Origin of the sequence: Kribbella sp. NPDC006257 (genome assembly GCF_040613535.1) — a bacterium.
GTDB lineage: Bacteria > Actinomycetota > Actinomycetes > Propionibacteriales > Kribbellaceae > Kribbella.
The window spans coordinates 17,656-37,823 of record NZ_JBEXSJ010000059.1; the positions used below are offsets into that span (position 1 = coordinate 17,656).

16 protein-coding genes are annotated in these 20,168 nt (G+C 68.8%); 12 read left to right on the plus strand and 4 right to left on the minus strand.

Annotation, left to right across the window (positions count from 1 at the left end):
• The first annotated feature begins 192 nt into the window (after positions 1-192).
• The 8 genes from ABZ004_RS39190 to ABZ004_RS39225 all read left to right on the plus strand — a co-directional run bounded on the left by ABZ004_RS39190 (position 193) and on the right by ABZ004_RS39225 (position 11,136).
• Positions 193-1,575: an MFS transporter gene (locus tag ABZ004_RS39190; protein ID WP_355687179.1), complete on the plus strand. Its 1,383-nt coding sequence runs from the start codon at positions 193-195 to the stop codon at positions 1,573-1,575.
• Positions 1,572-3,692, plus strand: a complete 2,121-nt coding sequence (locus ABZ004_RS39195; RefSeq protein ID WP_355687181.1) for a molybdopterin oxidoreductase family protein — start codon at positions 1,572-1,574, stop codon at positions 3,690-3,692. The genes ABZ004_RS39190 and ABZ004_RS39195 overlap by 4 nt, the downstream gene beginning before the upstream one ends.
• The gene (gene nirB, locus ABZ004_RS39200; RefSeq protein WP_355687183.1) at positions 3,689-7,588 is read left to right on the plus strand and encodes a nitrite reductase large subunit NirB; all 3,900 of its coding nucleotides are present in this window, start codon (positions 3,689-3,691) and stop codon (positions 7,586-7,588) included. The genes ABZ004_RS39195 and nirB overlap by 4 nt, the downstream gene beginning before the upstream one ends.
• Positions 7,585-7,923 carry a nitrite reductase small subunit NirD gene (nirD, locus tag ABZ004_RS39205; RefSeq protein ID WP_355687185.1) on the plus strand — a complete coding sequence of 113 codons (339 nt, stop codon included), beginning with the start codon at positions 7,585-7,587 and terminating at the stop codon, positions 7,921-7,923. Before nirB ends, nirD begins: the two co-directional genes overlap by 4 nt.
• Entirely contained in the window at positions 7,916-9,040 is a 1,125-nt protein-coding gene (locus ABZ004_RS39210) for a uroporphyrinogen-III synthase (RefSeq protein WP_355687187.1), read from the plus strand. The genes nirD and ABZ004_RS39210 overlap by 8 nt, the downstream gene beginning before the upstream one ends.
• Positions 9,037-9,756: a CbiX/SirB N-terminal domain-containing protein gene (locus ABZ004_RS39215; RefSeq protein ID WP_355687189.1), complete on the plus strand. Its 720-nt coding sequence runs from the start codon at positions 9,037-9,039 to the stop codon at positions 9,754-9,756. The genes ABZ004_RS39210 and ABZ004_RS39215 overlap by 4 nt, the downstream gene beginning before the upstream one ends.
• A gap of 73 nt (positions 9,757-9,829) precedes the next feature.
• Positions 9,830-10,342, plus strand: a complete 513-nt coding sequence (locus ABZ004_RS39220; RefSeq protein WP_355687190.1) for a SigE family RNA polymerase sigma factor — start codon at positions 9,830-9,832, stop codon at positions 10,340-10,342.
• On the plus strand, positions 10,339-11,136 hold the full coding sequence (locus tag ABZ004_RS39225; protein ID WP_355687192.1) for a hypothetical protein: 798 nt from the start codon (positions 10,339-10,341) through the stop codon (positions 11,134-11,136). Before ABZ004_RS39220 ends, ABZ004_RS39225 begins: the two co-directional genes overlap by 4 nt.
• A gap of 7 nt (positions 11,137-11,143) precedes the next feature.
• On the opposite strand, the gene ABZ004_RS39230 is transcribed toward ABZ004_RS39225, so the two are convergent.
• Together ABZ004_RS39230 and ABZ004_RS39235 are read right to left on the minus strand one after the other, a co-directional pair.
• Positions 11,144-13,267 carry a DEAD/DEAH box helicase gene (locus tag ABZ004_RS39230; protein ID WP_355687194.1) on the minus strand — a complete coding sequence of 708 codons (2,124 nt, stop codon included), beginning with the start codon at positions 13,265-13,267 and terminating at the stop codon, positions 11,144-11,146.
• A 268-nt stretch (positions 13,268-13,535) separates the two neighbouring features.
• Positions 13,536-13,922, minus strand: coding sequence for a MerR family DNA-binding transcriptional regulator (locus ABZ004_RS39235; protein ID WP_355687195.1), 387 nt, complete (start codon positions 13,920-13,922; stop codon positions 13,536-13,538).
• An 80-nt stretch (positions 13,923-14,002) separates the two neighbouring features.
• On the opposite strand from ABZ004_RS39235, the gene ABZ004_RS39240 reads away from it, so the two are divergent.
• Both ABZ004_RS39240 and ABZ004_RS39245 read left to right on the plus strand, forming a co-directional pair.
• Positions 14,003-15,169, plus strand: a complete 1,167-nt coding sequence (locus tag ABZ004_RS39240) for an acyl-CoA dehydrogenase family protein (protein WP_355687197.1) — start codon at positions 14,003-14,005, stop codon at positions 15,167-15,169.
• Positions 15,170-15,242: 73 nt separating this feature from the next.
• Entirely contained in the window at positions 15,243-16,772 is a 1,530-nt protein-coding gene (locus ABZ004_RS39245; protein WP_355687199.1) for an acyl-CoA carboxylase subunit beta, read from the plus strand.
• 49 nt (positions 16,773-16,821) lie between these two features.
• Here the strand turns inward: ABZ004_RS39245 and ABZ004_RS39250 are convergent, their stop codons facing one another.
• Positions 16,822-17,331, minus strand: coding sequence for a phosphotransferase (locus ABZ004_RS39250; RefSeq protein WP_355687206.1), 510 nt, complete (start codon positions 17,329-17,331; stop codon positions 16,822-16,824).
• Here ABZ004_RS39250 and ABZ004_RS39255 point away from each other — a divergent pair.
• Both ABZ004_RS39255 and ABZ004_RS39260 read left to right on the plus strand, forming a co-directional pair.
• Positions 17,245-17,943, plus strand: coding sequence for a maleylpyruvate isomerase N-terminal domain-containing protein (locus ABZ004_RS39255; RefSeq protein ID WP_355687201.1), 699 nt, complete (start codon positions 17,245-17,247; stop codon positions 17,941-17,943). The genes ABZ004_RS39250 and ABZ004_RS39255 overlap by 87 nt on opposite strands.
• 9 nt (positions 17,944-17,952) lie before the next feature.
• Positions 17,953-18,711 carry an aldolase/citrate lyase family protein gene (locus tag ABZ004_RS39260; protein ID WP_355687203.1) on the plus strand — a complete coding sequence of 253 codons (759 nt, stop codon included), beginning with the start codon at positions 17,953-17,955 and terminating at the stop codon, positions 18,709-18,711.
• Between the two features lie 52 nt (positions 18,712-18,763).
• Here the strand turns inward: ABZ004_RS39260 and ABZ004_RS39265 are convergent, their stop codons facing one another.
• Positions 18,764-19,837: a GTP-binding protein gene (locus ABZ004_RS39265; RefSeq protein WP_355687204.1), complete on the minus strand. Its 1,074-nt coding sequence runs from the start codon at positions 19,835-19,837 to the stop codon at positions 18,764-18,766.
• Positions 19,838-20,168 lie beyond the last annotated feature (331 nt).

Below are 20,168 nucleotides of genomic sequence, written 5' to 3' on the forward strand. Positions count from 1 at the left end.
CCCGACAACTCCGGTACCGGCCGCCGGTCACCCGGGGGCCTGCCGCCCCGGGTGCCCAACGGACTTCTCTCACTGCCCCGTGGGTGGTGTGCGGGAGCCGTTTCGACGGCGTAACAACGAGATGACCGCTCGGAAACACCCCGGTCATAGCGTCCTGAGCTAATCAAGGGATCCAATGATCGGAGACGAACGATGACGCTCGAGGCGCGACCCGAGGTGGTGACTCCGCGCGAGCGGACCGGTGCGGTAGGTACGGTCGAGGCCCCTCGCCAGGGCCGCTGGATCGATGTCTGGGATCCGGAGGACGCCGGTTTCTGGGCCGAGAAGGGCCGCAAGGTGGCCCGCCGCAACCTGTGGCCGTCGATCTTCGCCGAGTTCCTCGGCTTCTCGGTCTGGCAGCTGTGGAGCATCGTGGTGGTGTCGCTGCCGGCCGCGGGCTTCGGGTACAGCACCGACCAGATGTTCTGGCTGGTCGCGCTGCCGAGCCTGGTCGGCGCCACGCTGCGGCTGCCCTACACGTTCGCGGTCCCCAAGTTCGGCGGCCGGAACTGGACGATCTTCTCCGCACTGCTCCTGCTGGTCCCGACCAGCGGCCTGGCGTTCTTCGTGAGCCGCCCGGACACCCCGTTCTGGCTGATGGTTCTGGTCGCGGCGACCGCGGGTGTCGGCGGCGGCAACTTCGCCAGCAGTATGACCAACATCTCCTTCTTCTTCCCCGAGCGGGACAAGGGCTTCGCGCTCGGGATCAACGCGGCCGGCGGCAACCTCGGCGTGGCCGTGGTTCAGCTGCTGGTACCGATCGTGATCGTCGCCGGAGCCGGGCTCACGCTGAACCGGGCCGGCCTGATGTGGCTGCCACTGATCCTGCTGGCCGCCGTACTGGCCTGGAAGACGATGGACAACCTGTCCGTGGCGACCTCGTCGTTCCGCGCCTCGATCACGGCCGCGAAGCGGCCGCACACCTGGGTGATCTCGTTCCTCTACATCGGCACCTTCGGCTCGTTCATCGGCTTCTCGGCGGCCTTCCCGCTGCTGATCAAGACGACGTTCCCGCACATCACGGTCGCCCACATCGCCTTCCTCGGCGCTCTGGTCGGCTCGGTCTCCCGGCCGTTCGGCGGCAGGCTGGCCGACAAGGTCGGCGGTGCCTGGGTGACGGTCTGCGCCTTCGTGGTGATGGGTGCCGGGATCCTCTGCGCGATCGCCGCGCTGCACGCACACAGCTTCACCGGGTTCCTGATCAGCTTCCTGGTGCTGTTCGTGGCCAGCGGCGCGGGCAACGGTTCGACGTACCGGATGATCCCCGCGGTGTTCCGGCAGACCACGCTGGACCTCGACGGTAAGCCTGAGCCGGTCCGGGCGCGGCGGGAAGCGGCCGCGTGCATCGGGATCGCTTCGGCGATCGGCGCGTACGGCGGGTTCCTGGTACCGCGTGGCTTCGCGATGTCCACCGGGCACTACGGCTCGCTGGTCCCGGCTCTCTACAGCTTCTGTGGCTTCTACGTGATCTGCCTGGCCCTCACCTACTTCTGCTACCTGCGCCCCGGTGGCCCGCTCAGCCAGGAGCGCGTGTGACGGCTGTAGACACACACTGCCCGTACTGCGCTCTGCAGTGCGCGACGACTCTGCACCCGGTCGAGGGACCGGGTGCAGTAGCCGTGCAACCCAGAGACTTCCCGACGAACAAGGGCGGGCTTTGCCGCAAGGGCTGGACCGCTCCCGAGGTACTGACGGTGCCGGACCGGTTGACCAAGCCGCTGATCCGTCGCAATGGCGAGTTGGTGGAGACGAGCTGGGACGAGGCGCTGGACTTCGTTGCCGATCGCATCCGGTCGCTGCAGGCGGCGTACGGGGATGACTCGGTGGCAGTGTTCGGTGGCGGCGGGTTGACCAACGAGAAGGCCTACGCGCTGGGCAAGTTCGCCCGGGTGACCTTGCGGACGTCGAACGTGGACTACAACGGCCGCTTCTGTATGTCGTCCGCGGCCGCAGCCACGAACCGTTCCTTCGGGATCGACCGTGGGCTGCCGTTCCCGCTGGCGGATCTAGCCGGTGCACAGGCGATTCTGCTGGTCGGCAGCAACATCGCCGAGACGATGCCGCCCGCGGTTGCTCACTTGGAGAATGCCCGGGCGGCAGGTGGACTCCTGGTCGTCGACCCACGCCGTACTGCGACAGCCGGGCTCGTGGATGACCAAGCGGGCATCCACCTGCAGCCCACTCCGGGGACGGACCTGGCCCTGGTGCTCTCTCTGACCCACGTGGTGTTGCAGGAAGGCCTGGCCGACACTGCTTACCTGCAGGGACGGACGGACGACCCTGACGGACTGTTCCGGTCTACGGCCGCCTGGTGGCCGGAGCGAGCCGAGCGCGTTACCGGCGTACCGGCTGTGACCATCCGGCAAGCAGCACGTGTGCTGGCGGCAGCTGCGCCCACGCATGGTGGCGCTGGAGCGTTCATCCTCACTGGGCGGGGCGCAGAGCAGCACAGCAAGGGCACGGACACAGTGACTGCCTGCATCAACCTGGCGCTGGCGCTAGGACTGCCCGGGCGGCTTGGCAGTGGCTACGGCTGCATCACTGGCCAGGGCAACGGACAGGGCGGTCGCGAGCACGGTCAGAAGGCTGACCAGTTGCCGGGTTACCGCAGCATTGCGGATCCAGCAGCGCGGGCTTATGTGGCAGGCGTTTGGGGAGTGGACCCTGCAGACCTGCCGGGACCTGGGCGAAGTGCTGTCGAGCTGATCAACGCACTCGGTACGCCGGATGGCCCGCGAGCGCTCCTGGTGCACGGCAGCAATCTCCTGGTCTCCGCGCCCCGGCTGCAGTCGGTTCGCGAGCACCTGGCCGCACTGGACCTGCTCGTGGTCGCCGATGTGGTTCCGTCGGAGACCGCGCTGATCGCCGACGTCGTCTTTCCGGTCACCCAGTGGGCCGAGGAGGACGGAACGATGACCTCCCTCGAAGGTCGCGTTCTACGGCGCCGTGCAGCTGTGCCGCCTCCTGGTGAGGTGCGCAGCGACCTGGCTGTGTTCGCAGGGCTGGCCGAGCGGTTGCGTCCTTCGGTTCCGTTCTCGACCGATCCCGCAGAGATCTACGAGGAGCTCCGGGTCGCCAGCGCGGGCGGAATCGCCGATTACGCCGGGATCAGCTGGGAGCGGCTGGATGCGGGCGAGGCGCTGTTCTGGCCTTGCCCCGACGAGGCGCACGCGGGCACGCCACGGCTGTTCGCCGATCGATTCGGTACGCCGGACGGCCGGGCGCGCGTGGTCGCTGTCGACCATCGACCGGTCGCCGATGATCTGCGGGGCGAGGCGCCGCTCTATCTCGTGACCGGCCGGCTGCTGCAGCACTATCAGAGTGGCGCGCAGACTCGGCGCGTCGCGGAGCTGGCCGAGGCCGAGCCGGAGGTCTTCGCGGAGATTCACCCGCGGGTCGCGGCGCAGCTCGGGGTATCGGACGGGCGGCCGGTCCGGTTGACGACGGCGCGGGGTTCGATGGTGCTGGCGGCGCGCCTCACCACCGACGTACGGCCGGACACCGTGTTCGTGCCGTTCCACTTCGGCGGCGAGGGCAGCGTCAACGAGCTGACCAACGACGCGCTCGACCCGGTCTCGAAGATGCCGGAGTTCAAGGCGTGCGCGGTCGAGCTGTCGGCCGCGTCCCTTTCGGCACGAGGGATCCCGGCATGAGCGCGCGCGTGGTGATCATCGGAGCCGGAATGGCGGGCACCCGCCTGGCACAGCTCCTGGACAACCGGTACGACGTAACTCTGCTCGCCGACGAACCCTCCTACGACCGCAGCCGCCTCACCGAGTACATCGCAGGCCGCGCAACAGAACCCGTTGCAGGCAAGGGAAAGTTGGCTACTGCAGTAGATCGAGTGGCGAAGCTCGTCAGCGTTGAGGAGGGTGAGCAAGTTCCCTACGACCATCTCGTATTCGCAACCGGTGCGGTGCCCGTCGAACCTGATGTCGAAGGCTTTCAGACGTTGCGGACTGCTGGGGATGCGGTGGCGATTGTTCGCGCGGCGGAGCGGGTGCGGCGGGCGGTGGTGCTTGGTGGTGGCGTGCTCGGCGTCGAGACGGCGTGCGCGCTGCGGGAGCGTGGGATCGCGGTCACGCTGATCCACGACGGGGAAACGCTGCTGGACAAGACGGTTCGGGCTACGGCGGGCCGGCGGATCACGCGGGCGGTGCGCGAGCTCGGCATCGAAGTACTGCTGAACTCGACGATCGCCGCCACCGAGGTGAAGGACGGCCGCTTCCGGGCGGCCCACCTCGCCGGTGGGCGGGTGGTGTTCGGCGAGTTGCTGATCGCCGCGTGTGGCGTGAAACCGAGGACAGAGCTGGCCGAGCGCGCCGGTCTGTCGGTTGGTGCGACGGGCGGCATCCTGGTGGACAACGCCTTCACGACGGCTGACCCGAGCGTGTACGCGATCGGCGACTGCGCGGAGTACGAAGGCCGGACGACCGGAACGGTTGCTGCCGCGTGGGATCAAGCGGAGATCGTTGCCCAGCACCTTGACGGTCTGCTCGTCGACGAGCCCGGCTCCGAGGTTGTCCGGCTCACCGCGGGTGGGCTCGACGTGCTGGTGCTGGGCGCCGACGACGGCGGTGGCGAGGTCGTTCAGCTGGACGACGACAAGCGGTTCGTGCGGGCTGTGATCCACGACGGAGTGGTGCGGTCCGCGGTAGTGATCGGTGCGCCGGAAGTGGCCGCCGAACTGGTGTTGCTGGCGGACCGGCGTACCCAAGTGGTCGCCGAATGGTTGCTGGCGGCCCCTGAAGCACCGAAGAAGCGTCAGCCGGCGGTCTGCCGGTGCAACGGAGTGACCCGGGCCGCGATCGAAGCGGCCTGGCAGGCAGGTGCCGACAGTGTGGCCGGCATTGCCGAGAAGACGAGGGCGACCACCGGGTGCGGCAGCTGTACAGGGGCTGTCGGCAACCTTCTCGACCGGCTCCGGCGCGGCGAGAGTGAACCCGAACCGAGCAGGAGGGCAACCATGACAGAGCTGAAGAAGGCCCGGCACCTGGTGATCGTGGGTGGCGGCATGGTCGCGCACCGGCTGGTGGAGGCATTGCGCTCCCGCGACACCGCCGTGGCGTGGCGGATCACCGTGCTCGCCGAAGAGCCGCGGATGCCGTACGACCGGGTCGCATTGACCAGCTACTTCTCCGGGCGTGATCCGCAGGACCTCTCGCTCGGCGACCCCGAACTCTGGGACGACCCGGCTGTCACCTTGCGCAAGGGCGTCACCGTGACCGCCCTCGATGTCGAGGCGAAGACGGTCCGGACCGCCAGGGACGAGGAGATCGGGTACGACGAACTCGTCCTGGCCACCGGTTCGTACGCGTTCGTGCCGCCGGTCAAGAACAGCGACGCGAACGGCTGCTTCGTCTACCGGACGGTCGACGACGTCGCCGCGCTCAGGGTCTACGTCGAACGGCTGCGGTCCGAAGGCAAGGATGTCCGTGGTGTCGTCGTGGGTGGCGGTCTGCTCGGGCTCGAGGCGGCCGGCGCGCTGCGTGCGCTGGGCGCGACGACGAAGGTGGTCGAGTTCGCGCCCCGGCTGATGGCGTTGCAGGTCGACGAGGGTGGCGGTAGCGCACTCGGCCGGCTGATCCGTCAGCTCGACATCGACGTCCTCACCTCGACCGGGGTGACCCGGGTCAAGACGACCTCGCAAGGCGCCGCCAAGGCGATGGCCGTTGCCGACGGCCCCGATCTGCCCGCCGACGTGGTCGTCTTCGCCACCGGCGTCCGGCCGCGCGACGAACTCGGTCGCGCCGCCGGTCTGGAGATCGGCGAACGGGGTGGCGTCGTGGTCGACGACGGTTGCCGTACGTCGGTACCGGGCGTCTGGGCGATCGGTGAGGTAGCCTGCATCGAGGGCCGCGTCTGGGGCCTGGTCGCACCGGGCTACGCGATGGCCGAGATCGTCGCGGACCGGTTGCTCGGCGGCGAGGCGACCTTCCCCGGTGCCGATTCGTCGACCAAGCTCAAACTGCTCGGCGTGGACGTGGCCAGCTTCGGCGATGCCTTCGGTACGACGGAGGGCGCGCTCGACATCGTGTACGCCGACCCGGTGGCGGGTGTCTACAAGAAGCTGGTGCTGTCCGACGACGCGCGGACCCTGCTCGGCGGGATCCTGGTCGGCGACGCATCGGCGTACTCGGGGCTGCGGCCGATGGTCGGCAGGCAACTGGGTGCCGACCCCGCGTCGTACCTGCTGCCGGAAGGTTCGCAGCCGACCCAGCTGGAGCTGCCGGACGACGCGCCGGTCTGCTCCTGCAACAACGTCTCGGCCGGAACGATCCGGTGCGCGGTTCGCGACGAGGGTTGTGGGGATCTCAAATCCCTGTGTGGCAAGACCAAAGCAGGCACGAGCTGTGGGTCGTGTCTGCCGATCGTGAAGAACCTGCTCAACACCGAGCTGGCCGCGGCCGGTGTCGAGGTGAGCAAGGCACTCTGCGAGCACTTCGCACTGTCCCGGGCCGAGCTGTTCGACGTTGTCCGAGTCACCGGGCTGCGCACGTTCAGCGAGATCGTCGACCGGCACGGCAACGGTCGCGGTTGTGACATCTGCAAGCCGGTGGTGGCCTCGATCCTGGCCAGCCTGGACCCGGCCGGTCACGTGCTGGACGGCGAACGCGCCACCCTCCAGGACACCAACGACCACGTGATGGCCAACATCCAGAAGGACGGCACGTACTCCGTCGTACCGCGGATCCCCGGCGGCGAGGTGACCCCGGAGGGACTGATCACGATCGGCGAGGTGGCCCGCGACTTCGGGCTGTACACCAAGATCACCGGCGGACAGCGGGTCGACCTGTTCGGAGCCCGGATCGAACAGTTGCCTGCGATCTGGAAGCGATTGGTGGACGCGGGCTTCGAATCGGGGCATGCGTACGGCAAATCGCTGCGGACCGTGAAATCCTGCGTCGGCTCCACCTGGTGCCGGTACGGCGTCCAGGACTCCGTCGGGATGGCGATCGCGCTGGAGCTGCGGTACCGCGGGCTGCGCTCGCCGCACAAGCTCAAGCTCGGCGTCTCCGGATGTGCCCGGGAGTGTGCCGAGGCGCGCGGCAAGGACGTCGGCGTGATCGCGACCGAGAACGGCTGGAACCTGTACGTCGGCGGCAACGGCGGGATGACGCCGCGGCACGCCCAGCTGCTCGCCTCCGACCTGTCCGACGAACAGTTGCTGCAGGCAATCGACCGGTTCCTGATGTACTACATCCGGACCGGCGACCGGTTGCAGCGGACCGCCGTCTGGATCAACGAGATCGAGGGCGGTATCGACCACGTCCGCGAGGTCGTGCTGAACGACAGCCTCGGGATCGCGGCCGATCTCGACGCCGCGATGGCGAGCCACATCGACTCCTACGTCGACGAGTGGCAGGCCACCTTGCAGGACCCGGAGAAGCTGGCCCGGTTCGTCTCGTTCGTGAACGCCCCCGATCAACCCGACGCCGACCTGCGCTACGTGGTCGAACGCAACCAGCCGCGGCCGGCCACCCCGGCCGAACGCGGACAGCTGGAACCGGTCCTGCTGGCCGGTCCCCGACTGGAGGTACGCCGATGAACACCCTCACCGCCATGGCGGTCTGCTCCTATGACGCCCTGCTGCCCGAACGCGGCGTCGCCGCCCTGATCGGGCAGCGGCAGGTCGCGCTGTTCCGGACCCACGACGGGACGGTGTACGCGCTGGACAACCACGATCCGGTCAGTGGTGCGAACGTGATGTCCCGCGGGATCGTGGGCAACCGCGGTGACGTGCCGACGGTGGCGTCGCCGATGTTCAAGCAGGTGTACGACCTGCGCACCGGGCAGTGCCTCGACGATCCCGACGTGATGATCCCGGCGTACGCCGTACAGGTCGTGGACGGTCAGATCCTGGTGAGCGCCGGTGATGAATAGGCCGGGCCCACTCAGCGGCTGCACGCTGGCGGTGACCGCGCATCGCCGGGCCGACGACCTGATCGCCTCGTTCGAACGCCGGGGCGCCAAGGTGCTGCACGCGCCGACGCTGCAGATCGTGCCGGCGCCGGACGACCACGCGCTGATCGAGGCGACCCGGCGGGTGATCGCCAATCCGCCCGACGACGTGGTGGTGACGACCGCGGTCGGGTTCCGTGGCTGGGTCGAGGCGGCCGACACGGCCGGGCTGGCGGCGGATCTGCTGAGCACGCTGGAGCAGTCGCGGCTGCTGGCGCGCGGGCCCAAGGCGCGCGGTGCGATCCGGGCGGCTGGGTTGGTGGAGCACTGGTCGGCGCGGTCGGAGACGACTATCGAGGTTGTCGAGTGGTTGCGCGATCAGGGCGTTGCCGGGCGGAAGATCGTCGTGCAGTTGCACGGCCTGTCCGATCCGGCATTGATGGATGCGTTGCGGACCGCGGGTGCCTCGGTGCGCGGGCTGGAGGTCTATCGCTGGGGACCTGCGCCGGATCCTGCTGCAGTTGAGCGGGTGATCGGGCAGATCTGTGCTGGGGCGGTTGATGCGGTGGTGCATACGTCGGCGCCGGGGGCGCAGGCGATGCTTGATGCTGCTGTGCTGACTGGTCAGTACGACGCGTTGGTGACGACGTTGCGGACCGGGCGGGTGCTGAATGCCTGTGTCGGTCCGGTGACCGCGCAGCCGTTCCAGGCGTTGGGCCTGGAGCCGCTGGTTCCGGATCGCTATCGGCTGGGCGCCTTGATCCGGATCGTGACCGATCGGCTGACGGACGACAATGCGAGATCGATCGAGACCGCCTTCGGGCAGTTGGTGATCCGTGGTGGCGCCGCGGTGCTGGACGGCGAGGTGCTTCCGCTGGGACCCGGGCCCCGCGCCGTACTGGCTGCGTTGGTTGCGGCTGGTGGTGATGTGGTGTCGCGGCCGGATCTGCTGGCCGTGCTGCCCGGCGCGGAGGACGTGCACGCCGTCGAGGTCACCGTCAACAGACTCCGTACTGCGGTCGGCCGGCCGGAACTCGTGCGCACCGTCGTACGCCGCGGCTACCGCCTCGCTGTCGAACCGGTAGGGATGACGACATGATTGCTGATCTAGTGGCCGCTGCGCATGGAACGGCGGATCCCCGGGGGATTCGCACCGTTCATGCGCTCGTTCGAGAGATGGGCCGGTTGCGGCCGGAGGTGCCGATCTCGCTGGGCTTCGTCGACGTCGACGTACCGGCTCTGCCCGGTCTGGTGGACCGAGTAGTTGCTGATAGCAACCAGGCGGTCATCGTCCCGCTGTTACTGAGCAGCGGCTACCACGTCGCCGTCGACATCCTCGGCCAAGCGGCCCGCCATGCCGCTGAAGTCACTGCAGCCGCCGCCCTCGGCCCCGACCCCGTCCTCGCGGACATCCTCGCCGACCGCTTGGTCGAGCGTCTCGGTCACACAACCGGCAGTGAGGCCGACGCCCTGCAGGGAATCGACAGCGTGGTGCTGGCCGCCGCCGGCTCTTCCAACCGCCGCGCCCTCCTCGACTGCTCAGCCACCGCCGCCTTGCTTGCCGACCGCATCGACCGCCCGGTCGAGGTCGGCTACGTCTCCGGCGCCGGCGAACGCCTGGCCCCGGTCCTCGCCCGTACGCCGGGCCGCGTCGCCGTCGCCACCTACCTCCTGGCCCCCGGCGCCTTCGCCGACCACATCCACCGCCTCGCCGGCCACCACCCGGTCAGCGCCCCGCTCGGCGCAGATCCCCGCCTCGCCGCCCTGGCCCTCGCGCGCTACGACGCCGCCCGCAAGCTGGTCGCGGTCGGATAGTTTTTCGAGGTCGATGTAACCCCGTGGGGTCTTCGGTGAGTAGTAAAGGGGGAGAGCCGGAGAAGGGGGATTGATGGGGAAGCCTGGGTGGGAAGGCGACTACGTCGACTTCTTCGTGGCGCGAGCGGCCGGGTTGCGGCGTACGGCGTACCTGATGTGTGGCGACTGGCAACTCGCTGAGGACCTGGTGCAGACCACCTTCGTGCGGCTCTACCAGCACTGGCCGCGGGTCAGGCAGGAGACCGCGGATGCGTACGCGCGGCGCATCCTCACCAACCTGTTCCTGTCCCGGCGGAAGAAGTCCTCTCGCGAGCAGGTGACGCAGGACGTCCCGGAGCAGCCGGGACGGCACGACACCGACCATGAGGTGGGCAACCGGGTCGATCTGGCGCAGGCGCTGACAGGTCTGTCCGACCGGCAGCGCGCGATCGTCGCCCTGCGGTACGTCGACGATCTGCCGATCGCCGAGGTCGCCGCGGTGCTCGGCATCGCCGAAGGCACCGTGAAGAGTCATTCCGCTCGCGCCCTGCAGACCCTGCGTGCCGTCCTCGGACCGGCCGCCGACCTGGAAAGGCCGCTCCGATGACCGAAGACCGCGCAGTACGGGAAGTTCTCAGCAGCTATCTGGCGGACGAGCCGCCGATGAACCTCACCGTCGAGACCGTTGTGAGCGCCGGCCGGCGCCGGCGGCTGGTACGGCAGGCCGGCGGGACGGTGATCGGCGCGGTGGCGGTCGCCGGGGCTGCCTTCACGATCGCCCTTGGTCCGACGACGTTCGGGCCGTCCGTCGCCGGGTCGGACAAGCCTGCAGTTGTCACGCAAGCCGACCGCTACTTCCAGCACTCCGATCCGGTCGCGGCACTGATCCAGGACCGGGTCCGGATCGCCCTGCCTGACGTGCCGCTCCAACTGACCCAGATCTACCCCAGCGACTGGAACCACACCACGGCGCTGCAGCCGTCGGAGGCGAAGAACGCGACCGTCTGGGAGGCTCACTACATCATCGGTGGAGACCAGCAGCACGAGCTGTGGATGACCGTGGAGATATCACTCCCCACGCATCCGCCGACCGAAGCCGAACTCCGCCGGACCTGCCAGCAGCCCAACCAATCGGCTTGTTCGTACGCCGTTGGTGGCGACGGCAGCGCCCTTCTCCGGGCGACCTACGGCGTCGGCGACACGGGCTTCACCCGTACGGTCCGCCAGGATCGTCCCGGCAACCGGTCGGTGAACATCCAAGAACGGATCCAGGCCTCCAGCGCCTCCGACGCCGCGAAGAAATGGACGGTCCCTGCCGCCGACCTGGACAAGCTCGCCACCGACCCGCACCTCGAGATCCCGGCTCCCGAGGTGCGGCCGCCGTCCCCTACCTACCGTTGAACGGCTGCTACTTGGTGAGGGCGTTGGTGAGGAGGGCGGCCAGGGCTTCGAGCTGGAAGTCGGCGGAGGAGCCGACCTCTTCGTCGGAGCCGTCCAGGGCGCGCGCGGCCAGGCCGGCCTTGGCGTCGATGAGGTCGGCGATCCGGGTGTCGATGGTTTGGGCGGCGATGATGCGCCAGGCGGTGACTGGCTCTTCCTGGCCGATCCGGTGCACCCGGTCGATCGCCTGGGTCTGTTCGGCGTTGGTCCAGGAGAGCTCGGCGAGGACGACGTTCGAGGCGACCTGGAGGTTGATGCCGACGCCGGCCGTCAGCAGCGAGCAGACGACGATGGAGACCTCGGGGTCGTTCACGAACGCGTCGATGTTGGCCTGGCGCTTGCGAGCCGTCTGGTCGCCGCGGATCGAGGCGAACCGGATGCCGCGCTCGGTGAAGAGCTTCTCGGCGACGTCCATCACCTCGATGTGCCGGGCGAAGAAGACCACCTTGCCGACGTTGTGCGCGAGCTGTGCCGCGTAGTCGGCGGCCAGCCCGGCCTTCGCGTTGCCGATCCGGTTGAGCAGGCTGAACACGTTCTCGCCGGTCTTCGCCGCGTCCTTGTCGGCCCGCTCCCAGCCGGCCACCTGGCGCACCAGGTCGTGGTCGATGCCGTCCACGACGGTGCCGGACTTCCGGGTCGCCAGGGCGTTCTCGTACCGCTCGACCAGCCGGTCGGCGAGCTCGCGCTCGGCCTGCCGGATCGAGTGGCCGACCGCACCGTCGAGCTCGACGGGGAGATCGGCGATCCGGCGCGCCGGGATGTCCGCGGCCACGTCCACCTTGCGTCGCCGGACGATGCCCTGGTTGATCACGGCGGCCCGGGCGGCCGCGTAGAAACCGGGATCGGCCGGCGTCAGCTCGGTCTCCTCGAGCGCCTCCATCAGGATGCCGCCCGGGCCCTTCTCGTCGATCCAGCCGAGGAACTGCCAGATCGCGGTGAAGTCCTCGATGTCGTTGATCAGCGGCGTTCCGGTGAGCGCCATCAGCAACGGCCGCCCGGTCCGGCTGCGGATCCGCTCGGACAGTTGCAGCACGTTGCGCGAGCGCTGCGACTTCTTGTTCTTGATGAAGTGCGCCTCGTCCACGACCATGCCGCGGAACCCGAGGTCGCCGAGCCAGCCGACATGCCGGTCCAGCACCTCGTAGTTGACGATGACGATGTCGGCGAACCCGTCGATCGTGTCGCCGTCACCGTGGATCACGGTGGCCTTCTTGGCCGGGGTCCAGATGGCGGCCTCGCGGGCCCAGTTGGTCTTCACGACGTTCGGTACGACGACGAGCAGCGGATACGCATCGGCCGCATGCGCAGCCAGCAGCGCCTGGGCCGTCTTGCCCAGACCCGGCTCGTCGGCCAGCAGGAAGGTCCGATGGCCGGCGGCCGCGGAGGCGACGAGTTGGCCCTGGTGCCGCATCAGTTCGAGGCCCGGGCTGAGCTTGACGAAACCAGGCTCCGGCAGAGCCTTGCTGGCCGATGCCGACGCGTATTCGAAGGACTTGAGCAGCGGGGTGATCAGCTCCCACCCGGCGAGCCGGCGGGCTCGCGGTTTCGGCGGCGGTGCGGCCGAGAAGTCCGGGGCCAGGAACGGGTTGGCGAGCTGCCGCTGGACGACCGATTGCGGCACCACCCGGCGTACCGGCGCGGCGTTGGTCTCGGCCGGCTCGGGGGCCGGTGGCTCCTCGACGGTCGGCTCCTCGCCGGCCGCGACCTGCATCTCGCGCTTGAGCGTGACGGCCGCGGGGGACATCACCGCGTCCTCGGCGAGCAGCACGAGCAGTGAGGTGTCGCGGGCGGCCGACTTGGCCAGGATCGTCGCGATCCCGTCCAGCCGGCGGAGTTGCTCCTCGCGATAGGCGTCGCCGGAGCTGTCGTCGTGGTTCACCCGGGCGCGCTCCTCGCGCACCAGCAGAGCGACGACCTGGAACTTGGTGCGGATCGAGGGCCGCACATTGCCGCGCTCGACGGCGGCCTCGACCTCCCGGACGGCTTTCGCCAGCACCGGGATCAGGCCGTCGGAGTCGGTACTGCGGCCACGACGCCTGCGGCGGGAAGCAGTACCGGTAGCGCCGGACTGGCGCTGGCCTTGACGGGCCAAAGAATCTCCTCGGAAAGGCCACGGCACGGATGCCATGGCGGAACGGCAGCACCGCACGCGCCTACCCGCTGCCTGACGAGGCCACAGTGTCGTCGCACTGGCGACCCCGGTGATGCAGCTGAGCCCCACCGCTTCTGCGAGCAATCAACGAGCCGGAAAACGAGGTGGTCATCGGCTCGAACCCGACGACCACAGGCTGCGCGCTCAATACTAGCGCGTCACCAGGCCACGGAGTACTCGTCGGGGCCCTTGTTCGGCCGCTTCGGGCCTAACGGGCACGCAGCGCCCGGAGGTCGGCCTGGCAGCGGTCCTCGACCTCGGCCAGTTCGCGCAGCGTCTCGTCGATGTCGCGGCGGCGCTGCTCGAGCTCCGCGCGCCGGGTGCCGATCTGGTGCAGCAGGTAGACCAACTGGCCCTCCTCGCCCGGCTCCGCGTCGTACATGTCGACGATGGTCGCGATCTCGTCGAGGCTGAAGCCGAGCCGTTTGCCGCGCAGGATCAGGCCCAGCCGGACCCGGTCGCGCGGGTGGTAGACCCGGACCGTGCCGCGCCGCTCGGGGGTGAGCAGGCCGCGGTCCTCATAGAACCGGATCGTGCGCAGGGTGACGTCGTACTCGGCTGCCAGCTGGGCGATCGACCACGTCTCGAGAGTCACCTGGTCATTGTGCACATCCCCGATCATGCTTTACGTTTACGTAAGCGTCAATCACGAGCGAGCCTGCCGGGAGAAGAGCCATGTCGTACGAGCTGTCCGAAGAGCACCGCGAGTTCCGCCACAGCGTGCGCGACTTCGCCCAGGCCGAGATCGCCCCGCACGCGGCGGAGTGGGATCGCAAGCACTACTTCCCGGTCGAGGTGGTCCAGAAGATGGGTGGGCTCGGCCTGTTCGGGCTGACCGCCCCGGAGCAGTACGGCGGTTCTGGCGGCGACTTCACCAGCCTCTGCGTCGCGATCGAGGAGATCTCCAAGGTCGACCAGTCGATGGGCATCACGCTCGAGGCGGCGGTCGGGCTGGGGATCAACCCTCTGCTGACGTTCGGCACCGACGCACAGAAGGACGAGTGGCTGCCGGACCTGGTCGCCGGGCGTCGGCTGGCCGGGTTCGGGCTGACCGAGCCGGAGTCGGGTTCCGACGCGGGGGCGACCAAGACCCGCGCCGTACTGGACGGCGACGAGTGGGTGATCGACGGCTCGAAGCAGTTCATCACCAACTCCGGCTCCGCGATCACCTCGCTGGTCACGGTCACCGCGCGGACCGGCGAGAAGGCGGACGGCCGGCCCGAGATCTCCACGATCATCGTCCCGACCGGTACGCCGGGCTTCGTCGCCGAGGCGGCGTACGACAAGCTCGGCTGGCACGCTTCGGACACCCACCCGCTGTCGTTCAGCGGCTGCCGGGTGCCGGCGGCGAACCTGCTCGGTGAGCGTGGCAAGGGCTTCGGGCAGTTCCTGGCCACCCTCGACGACGGCCGGGTCGCGATCGGCGCGGTGGCACTCGGGTGCATCAAGGCCTGCCTGGAGATGTCGGTCCAGTACGCCGGTGAGCGGAAGACGTTCGGCGTACCGATCGGGCAGAAGCAGGGCGTTGCGTTCCAGATCTCCGATCTCAAGGTAATGGCCGACGCGGCCGAGCTGCTCGTCTACCGGGCGGCGGCGCTGAAGGATGCGGGCGCGCCGATGAAGGAGTTCAAGCAGGCGGCGGCCGTTGCGAAGCTGTATGCGACCGAGTCCGCGGTGACCGCGACCCGGATCGCGACTCAGGTGTTCGGCGGCTACGGATTCATGGAGGAGTACCCGGTGACCCGGTTCTACCGGGACGCGAAGATCCTGGAGATCGGCGAAGGCACCTCCGAAGTACAGCGGATGCTGATCGCCCGCGGCCTCGGCCTCCCCGTCGAGTGATTGCGTTACGTCCGAAGAACTGTTGACGACGTCCCTCCGCTTCTTCGGACGTAAGCAAGGTAGAAAGGGCGTTATGAGTCGGGATCACTGGACTGAGGTCAAGGTCGCCCGGGAGGCGACGGTGGCGCCGCCGGAGAAGGCGGCCGCCAAACTCGCCGCCCAGAACAAGCTGTATGTGCGGGACCGGATCGCGCTGCTCGTCGACGAGGGCAGCTTCGTCGAGGACGCCCAGCTGGCGAACGCGCTGAACCCGGGCCTGCCCGCGGACGGCGTGGTCACCGGCCGGGCGCTGGTCGACGGGCGGCCGGCGTTGCTGGTCGCCAACGACCCGACGGTCAAGGCGGGGTCGTGGGGAGCCAGGACGGTCGAGAAGATCGTCCGGATCACCGAGGTCGCGCTGCGTGACGAGCTGCCGATCTTCTGGCTGATCGACTCGGCCGGCGCCCGGATCACCGACCAGGTCGACCTCTTCCCGGGCCGGCGTGGTGCGGGCCGGATCTTCCACAACCAGGTCGCGCTGTCCGGCAAGGTGCCGCAGATCTGCTGCCTGTTCGGTCCGTCGGCCGCGGGCGGTGCGTACATCCCGGCCTTCTGCGACCTGGTGATCATGGTCGACGGCAACGCCTCGATGTACCTCGGGTCGCCGCGGATGGCCGAGATGGTGGTCGGCGAGAAGGTGACGCTGGAGGAGATGGGCGGCGCCCGGATGCACACCACGGTGTCGGGCTGTGGCGATCTGCTCGCCGCCGACGACACCGAGGCGATCGAGCTGGCGAAGCAGTACTTCTCTTATCTGCCGGGTTCCTGGCAGGTGCGGCCCCCGTCGTACGACGCGTCGGAGGCGGGCCGTCCGTTCACCCGGGATCTGGTGCCGGTCGAGGAATCGGTCGGGTTCGACATCCATGACGTGATCGACGCGCTGCTCGACTCGGACACGTTCTTCGAGCTGAAGCCTGCTTATGCGCCGGAGCTGGTGACCGGGTTCGGGCTGCTCGCCGGGCAGGTCGTCGGCATCGTGGCGAACCAGCCGGCGGTCAAGGGAGGGGTGTTGTTCGTCGACTCGGCGGACAAGGCGGCCCGGTTCATCTGGCTGTGCGACGCGTTCAACGTGCCGCTGGTGTATCTGTGCGACGTGCCCGGGTTCATGATCGGCTCCGAGGTGGAGCGGGCCGGGATCATCCGGCACGGCGCGAAGATGATCACCGCGGTCTCCGAGGCGACCGTGCCGACCGTGTCGGTGATCGTCCGGAAGGCTTATGGGGCAGGGCTTTACGCGATGTGCGGGCCGGGGTTCTCGCCGGACGCGTGTATCGCGTTGCCGACGGCGAAGATCGCGGTGATGGGGCCGGAGGCGGCGATCAATGCCGTGTACTACAACAAGATCCAGGAGATCGCGGACGAAGGCGAGCGGGTCGAGTACGTCTCCAAGCTGCGCGAGGAGTACGAGACCGACATCGACATCCTCCGGCTCGCCGCCGACCTGGTGATCGACGCGATCGTCGAACCGGAGAACCTCCGCGACGACCTGATCGCCCGCCTGGCCGCCGCCCAAACCAAATCCCGCCACTTCTCCACGAAGCGCCACGGCGTCCCGCCGGTCTAGTCGTTGCGTCCGAAGAAGTGGAGGGACGTGTGATCCACTCTTTCGGACGTTAGAGCTTGGGTTCGTCGAGGGCCGAGATCTCCGCCCGCGGGTCGCCGATGTGCGGGTGACCCCAGTCGATCAGGGTCGCGGTCCCGGCGCCGACGATGATGTTCTCCGTGTTCACGTCCCTGTGCAGCAGGGCCGGCGGCGTACTGGGTAACCGGTCCGCCTCGGCATCGATCAGAGCGTGCACGGCCGGGAGGAATTTGGTTGCTTCTGGCAACACCTTCGCCGCGGTCATCTCTTCGTGCAGCGTTGCGACCGGGTCGTGGTGGGTGAGCTCGATCCGATCCTGCTCGAGCGTTCCGGTCAACCCGCGAGGGAACCTGACGGCGTGCAGGCGGCGGAACGCTTCGCCGACCGATTGCCAGGTGGCGTCGGCGCAGCGCCCGCGCTTGGCATCGCTGGGTGACGGGTTTACGTTCGACCTATGAGGGCGCCGGAGCGAGGAGCATTGCCGTTGGGACTGGCCGGGACGTTGGGCCGTAGCTACGGGCGGCTGACTGAGACCGTGCAGGCCTTGACGGACGAGGACTTCGACCGGCCGACCCGGTGCGACGGAATGGCGATCGGGCCGTTGCTGGTGCATCTGCTGTACGACGCGGAGCGCGCGCTGGCGGCCTTCGCGACGCCGTCGACCGCCGAGCCGGATCGCGATTTCGTCAGCTATTGGGCAGATCACCCGGCCGGTACGGCGTCCGACACCAGCTTCGTGCGGACGGTCGCCTCGGCGTACAAGAATCCCTCGCGGACGCTCGTCGGGCATTGGCGGGAGCTGTCCGAAGCCGCCGTACGGGCTGCCGCGGTCGCGTTGACCGACAAGCATCACCTGGTCGAGACGCAGGGCCACGTACTACGGGTCGGCGACTTCGTGGCGACGCTGGTGATGGAGGCGACCGTTCACCACCTCGACCTGATCCTCGAACTGCCCGACGCGCCCGAGCCGGATCCAGAGGGCCTGCAGGTGACCGCGCGGACCCTCGACGGGTTGTTCGGCCCGGACGCGTGGGACGTGATCGGCTGGAACACCACCACTTACGTGCTCAAGGCAACCGGTCGCCTACCTCTCGACGACCACGACCACGAAATGCTCGGCGACCACGCAGCTCGGCTACCGCTGATCGGGTAGAACAGCGGTATGGATTCCAATGGGTTCGCGGATCGGTTGCGTGCGCGGGAGAAGGCCGTTGGCTATTGGGTGACGCTGGACGCGCCCGCTGCCACCGAGCGGATCGCGCGCATCGGTTACGACTACGTGGTGCTCGACGGTCAGCACGGCTTGCTGGGGACTCGCGGTCTGCTGGACGGGCTGATCGCGATCGAGGCGGGCGGATCCTCGGTCGGGCTGGTGCGGGTCGAGGCGAACCATGCGACGCCGATCGGGCGGGCGCTGGACGCCGGCGCAGCGGGCGTGATCGTGCCGTTGATCGACTCGGCGGAGGACGCGGCGTACGCCGTACGGGCTGCTCGGTATCCACCCGTTGGGATCCGGTCCTACGGGCCGACCCGGGCGGGGCTGCGGATCGGGCCGACTCCGGCCGATGCGGACGCGGCGACCGTCGTACTGGCGATGATCGAGACGCGGCAGGGGCTGGCGAACGTCGAGGCGATCTGTGCGACGCCCGGGCTGGACGGGATCTATGTCGGGCCGTCGAATCTCTGTCTTGCGGTCGGCGGCAGGTTTCCGGGCGATCCGGACGTTGCGGTGCCGTTCAATGCTGCGTTGGCGTTGATTGCGGAGACCGCTGCCGCGGCAGGGATCGCGGCCGGGATCCATACGCCGAGCGGAGAGGTCGCCCGGCAGCGGCTTGGTGAGGGCTACACCTTCGCGACGGTCTCGTCGGATCTCGATCACCTGCAAGCTGCCGCGGCTGCGCACCTCGCCGCGTCCCGCTAGAGGACACCGGTGAGCGGTTCCTCCAGCGGGTAGCTCAGTTCGACGCCACTCGTCAGAGGACGCCGGCGAAGGGATCTTCGAGGGCTTGCCAGTCGAGGGTGGCTAGTTCGGATTCGGTGAGGAGGCAGGCGTCGAGGATCGCTTGGAGGCGGGCTGGGTCGAGGCCGACGCCGGTGGCGACGACGGTGCATTCGGCCAGGTGCTCGGTGTCGGCCCATTCGCCCAGTGCGCCTAGGGATGCGCTGTAGCCGGCGGACTCCCAGCGGACGCGTTGGGTTGGGCGGTTGGCGAGCCACATCACGCCCCGGCTGCGCACGACACCATCGACGATGTCTTCCAGAGCATCGTTCAGGCGCGCCGGGTGCAGGGGCCTGGTGGATCGCCAGAAGACGGTGGTGACGCCGTTGCCGCTGGGCTGCAGGCGATCCTCTGCCGCGAGATCGCCGGCCCACGCCTCGGCAGCCTGGAAGTCGAAGAGCCCTGTCCTGCCGACGGACTGGGTCGGTACGCCGGCTGGATCCGCGTCGACCACGGTGGTGCGGGGGTTCAGGTGGAGCAGCAGGTTGTGCAGGCGCTCGGGGCTCGGGTTGCGGTGGGCGTTCGCGAGCACGCAGATGTCGGCGTACTCGATCTGCCGTGCGGTCAGCTCGGCGACATTCCGTCGGTCGGGCGGTCCCAAGGCGAGGCCGCGCTCGTCCAGGAGTTCGTCGCCGGACAGCTGCGCGACGAGCAGGACGGCATCGACGACGCAGGTGACGGTGTCGACCGCGATCTCGGGCAGCGTCGCGGTCAGGGCGTTGGCGAGGGACCGAGCTTCCATCGCAGGTGGAGCAGCCAGTACTACGTGTTGCCAGTGCTCGCGAGCGATCAGAGTCTCCAGCAATGGGAGCAGCGACTCGATCAGCTGGCAGGAGCCGCAGTCGTCGTCGACGGTGAACTCACCGGCGTCGATCGGACCCGACGCGTCCAGCACCCGCCAGGACAGCACGCCGCGCCTGGGCAACTCGTCCTGATCCACCACGACGGCGACCGTGCCGGCGTCGATCAGCGAGTCGAGAACGGGTTCGCGGAGCGTCGTCGAAAGCCCGACGAGCAGGGTCAGCGGGGTCTTGCGCTGGGCGGCCATACCTCCACTATATGAAAACCGTTTTCATCAGTCCAGAGCCGGGGGTAGACCGATTTTCCCGCCGCACTGCCGAAAAGTCCCGCCACACCGCGAATTTCCACCCCCCAGTAGTTGTCCCCCTCGGCCGAGTAGGTGAGCCCACCCCCCATTGCCCGCTCCGGCCGTCCGGAACTCGTGGGTCCGGACACCTTGCCGTGTCTGCGGACAAGGTGTGCGCTGACCCCGCCCCCGAGTAGGTGTCCCCCTCGGCCGAGTAGGTGACCCCACTCCCCATTGCCCGCTCCGGCCGTCCGGAACTCGTGGGTCCGGACACCTTGCCGCGTCTGCGGAC

Bases quoted from the DNA above. Each gene is read 5' to 3' on its own strand.
- ABZ004_RS39190 (WP_355687179.1), top strand. From the start codon at position 193: ATGACGCTCGAGGCGCGACCCGAGGTGGTGACTCCGCGCGAGCGGACC.
- nirB (WP_355687183.1), top strand. From the start codon at position 3,689: ATGAGCGCGCGCGTGGTGATCATCGGAGCCGGAATGGCGGGCACCCGC.
- nirD (WP_355687185.1), top strand. From the start codon at position 7,585: ATGAACACCCTCACCGCCATGGCGGTCTGCTCCTATGACGCCCTGCTG.
- ABZ004_RS39210 (WP_355687187.1), top strand. From the start codon at position 7,916: ATGAATAGGCCGGGCCCACTCAGCGGCTGCACGCTGGCGGTGACCGCG.
- ABZ004_RS39215 (WP_355687189.1), top strand. From the start codon at position 9,037: ATGATTGCTGATCTAGTGGCCGCTGCGCATGGAACGGCGGATCCCCGG.
- ABZ004_RS39220 (WP_355687190.1), top strand. From the start codon at position 9,830: ATGGGGAAGCCTGGGTGGGAAGGCGACTACGTCGACTTCTTCGTGGCG.
- ABZ004_RS39225 (WP_355687192.1), top strand. From the start codon at position 10,339: ATGACCGAAGACCGCGCAGTACGGGAAGTTCTCAGCAGCTATCTGGCG.
- ABZ004_RS39240 (WP_355687197.1), top strand. From the start codon at position 14,003: ATGTCGTACGAGCTGTCCGAAGAGCACCGCGAGTTCCGCCACAGCGTG.
- ABZ004_RS39245 (WP_355687199.1), top strand. From the start codon at position 15,243: ATGAGTCGGGATCACTGGACTGAGGTCAAGGTCGCCCGGGAGGCGACG.
- ABZ004_RS39255 (WP_355687201.1), top strand. From the start codon at position 17,245: ATGAGGGCGCCGGAGCGAGGAGCATTGCCGTTGGGACTGGCCGGGACG.
- ABZ004_RS39260 (WP_355687203.1), top strand. From the start codon at position 17,953: ATGGATTCCAATGGGTTCGCGGATCGGTTGCGTGCGCGGGAGAAGGCC.
- ABZ004_RS39265 (WP_355687204.1), bottom strand. From the start codon at position 19,837: ATGGCCGCCCAGCGCAAGACCCCGCTGACCCTGCTCGTCGGGCTTTCG.